This is a genomic window from Mesorhizobium sp. M1A.F.Ca.ET.072.01.1.1, from assembly GCF_004023325.1.
GTDB lineage: Bacteria > Pseudomonadota > Alphaproteobacteria > Rhizobiales > Rhizobiaceae > Mesorhizobium.
Genome location: NZ_RZSF01000553.1, coordinates 1 through 2,632, shown reverse-complemented (window position 1 = coordinate 2,632; position 2,632 = coordinate 1). Strand labels below are relative to the sequence as shown.

Genomic DNA, 2,632 nt, shown 5'->3' with positions numbered 1-2,632 from the left:
GCCGTGCTGACGCTGCTCTACGGCTCGGGCCTGCGCATTTCCGAGGCGCTTGGCCTCGCCGGCGCCGAGCTGTCGTCGGAAACGGACACCGTGCTGCGCATCACCGGCAAGGGCGGCAAGACAAGGCTGGTGCCGGTGCTGCCGGTGGCGCTCAGGGCGGTCGCCGAATACCGGCGGCTGTGTCCCTTCCACATCGATCCGAAAGAGCTGCTGTTCCGCGGCGCTCGCGGCGGCCCGCTCAATCCGGCCATCGTCCAGCGCGAGATGGCGAAGCTGCGCTCGGCCCTCAACCTGCCGGAAACCGCGACGCCGCATGCCTTGCGCCATTCCTTCGCCACGCATCTGCTCGGCCGTGGCGGCGACCTGCGCACCATCCAGGAACTGCTCGGCCATGCCAGCCTGTCGACCACCCAGGTCTATACCGGCGTCGATACGGCAAGGCTGCTCGACATCTACGACCGGGCGCATCCAAGGGGGTGAAGCGTTTGGCGAAGCCGCCCCGCTTCCTCGTGCCAAGGCGGAGCAACGAGCGGAGTGAACCCTGAAATCGTGCTGCAGGTCGAAACCGGCGGCTGTCGAGCAGCTGCAGGTAGCCTGACCCAACCTTGACATTCTTCGAAAGTCGGCCGCCCGTTTCCCGACGGCCGCCCCTCGAATACCCTAGGTCAGCGCATCACATAGACGATGCGCCGCGTGCCCGGATCGACCAGCGCCGGCTGGTTGTTCACATAGACATAGCGGTAGTTGTAATCCGGGATCTCGCGCAGCTCGACCGTGTCGGGCAGCACCGCGCCGGTCACCACTTCGCCCTCGAGATAGACCGGTTCGACCCGGTGCGTGGTGACATAGGTGCCGACCTCGGCCGGCGGCCTGGCGATCGGCTCGATGGCATCGTCGCCGGAAACGATGGCGCCCGTGTAGGTGTCAGTGGTGTAGATATCATCGGTCGGCGGAGCCACGACGGCAATGCCGGCATCGGCCGGCCGGCGCGTCACCACAACACGGCTGCCGCCGAATTCGGCAGTCACATAGTCGGAATAAACCCAACCTTTGCCGCCGGCTTCGGCGATGGTGCACCATTTGCTGCCTTCGATGCAGCCTCTGAGCGTCGCCGACTGGCCGGCAGCCAGCACGCCGATAACGGGATACTGCGGCCCGGGGCCGGCGCGGACATTCAGATCCGTCACTGCCGAGACGGGCGTGTCGGCAAGCGCCGCGCCCGACATGGCAAGCAGCGCACCGGCAAGTGCCGGAAACAATAGACTTTTCATGATTTCTCTCCGTTCTCAACGCTCCCTCGGGCTCGAAAACGAACCAAAACCTTATGCGTTCCGGCTAAAGTGCCGTCGCCTGCTCACGAATTGTTCCATTTGTTGTGGGCAAGTCGGTCAAAAGCTGGTGAACGAAGGCCAGTTTTTGCGCCGTCATCTCCGAAATGACGAAGGGATAAAGGTCGGGCAGACCCATGCAGCGGTTGATCGAATTGGAGGCCTCCGACAGCACCAGCCAGCGGGCGAGGATCCTTTCGAACGGTTCCGGCGTCGGATCGGGTTCGGCGGGCTCCCGCAGCGGATGTCCCCCTGTATCGCCGGGCGGCAGGTCATTGGCTTCCACTGTCTCCAGCCGGCCGAGGGGAAAATTCAGCGCATGCACCATCTCCAGCGTGTCGGTGATATGCAGGTGGTGCGCCCAGGTCTCGGCCCAGTCTTCCCAGGGGTGGGACGCCGCATAGGCCGAGATGTGGCGCTGCTCCCAGTCCGGCGGCGCGCCGTTGGCGTAGTGGGCCTTCAGCGCTTGCTCGTAGTCGACCCGCTCGTCGCCGAACAGAGCGCGAAAGCCCGAAAGTCGCTCGGGATCGTCGCGGATCAGCCGATCCCAGTAATAGTGGCCGAGCTCGTGGCGGAAGTGGCCGAGCAAGGTGCGGTAGTTCTCGCCCATCTCGACGCGCCGCCGCTCGCGCTCGGCGGAATCGGCCTCGGCGACGTTGAGGGTAATCCTGCCGTTGTCGTGGCCGGTCAGGATGCGCTCGCCGCCTGGTCCGCCGCCGATCGGATCGGCGAGGAAGTCGAAAGCGAGCCCGGCCTCGTCCTGCGGTCCGGCCTTGGGCGCGACCGGCAGGCCGAAGGCGAGTAGCGAATAGACGGCGCGTTTCTTGGCCGCCTCGACGCGGATCCAGCGCCGGCGGTTGCCCTCCACCGAAAGGTCGGGGATCAATTGGTTGAGCGCGCAAGCGCGGCAGAAAATCCTGCCCGGCTCGGCCCGCCAGTTGCAGGCGCACTCGTCGGCATTTCCGCATGGAACGGCGTCGCCGCCGGAAAGCACGAAACACGCCCGCCCCGGATCGTAAAGCACCAGGCTTGAACAGTTCAGGCATTGCGCGTTCTCGAAATAGAGACGGTGGCCGCAATGAGGGCAGTCGAACAGCTTCATCGGTCATCGAACCGCGGGAAAAGGTCACCGGAGTTGGGCATCGCCCAAACGCCCGTCGCCGGCCCTCGTTCCGTTTCTATTTCGTCGCGAGCAGGGCGACGCCCCGCCTGGCCACGCTTTCGCCTGACAATGTCGCGCCGCAACAAAGCCTGGGTGAGCGGTCCGGCGACATGCTCGCCGGACCGCTCACCCAGGCTTTGTT

At 65.4% G+C, this 2,632-nt stretch carries 3 protein-coding genes; 1 reads left to right on the top strand and 2 read right to left on the bottom strand.

Annotation, left to right across the window (positions count from 1 at the left end):
* Window positions 1-480: tyrosine-type recombinase/integrase (locus EOA32_RS36115; protein ID WP_145971486.1), on the top strand; the 480-nt coding region annotated here is incomplete at its 5' end.
* A 185-nt stretch (window positions 481-665) separates the two neighbouring features.
* On the opposite strand, the gene EOA32_RS36110 is transcribed toward EOA32_RS36115, so the two are convergent.
* Together EOA32_RS36110 and EOA32_RS36105 are read right to left on the bottom strand one after the other, a co-directional pair.
* Window positions 666-1,271: a DUF1236 domain-containing protein gene (locus tag EOA32_RS36110; protein WP_066991818.1), complete on the bottom strand. Its 606-nt coding sequence runs from the start codon at window positions 1,269-1,271 to the stop codon at window positions 666-668.
* 64 nt (window positions 1,272-1,335) lie between these two features.
* Entirely contained in the window at window positions 1,336-2,430 is a 1,095-nt protein-coding gene (locus tag EOA32_RS36105; protein WP_128374224.1) for a putative zinc-binding metallopeptidase, read from the bottom strand.
* Between the last annotated feature and the right edge of the window lie 202 nt (window positions 2,431-2,632).

Excerpts from the sequence above, each read along its gene's own strand:
- EOA32_RS36110 (WP_066991818.1), bottom strand. The coding sequence starts at position 1,271 with ATGAAAAGTCTATTGTTTCCGGCACTTGCCGGTGCGCTGCTTGCCATG.
- EOA32_RS36105 (WP_128374224.1), bottom strand. The coding sequence starts at position 2,430 with ATGAAGCTGTTCGACTGCCCTCATTGCGGCCACCGTCTCTATTTCGAG.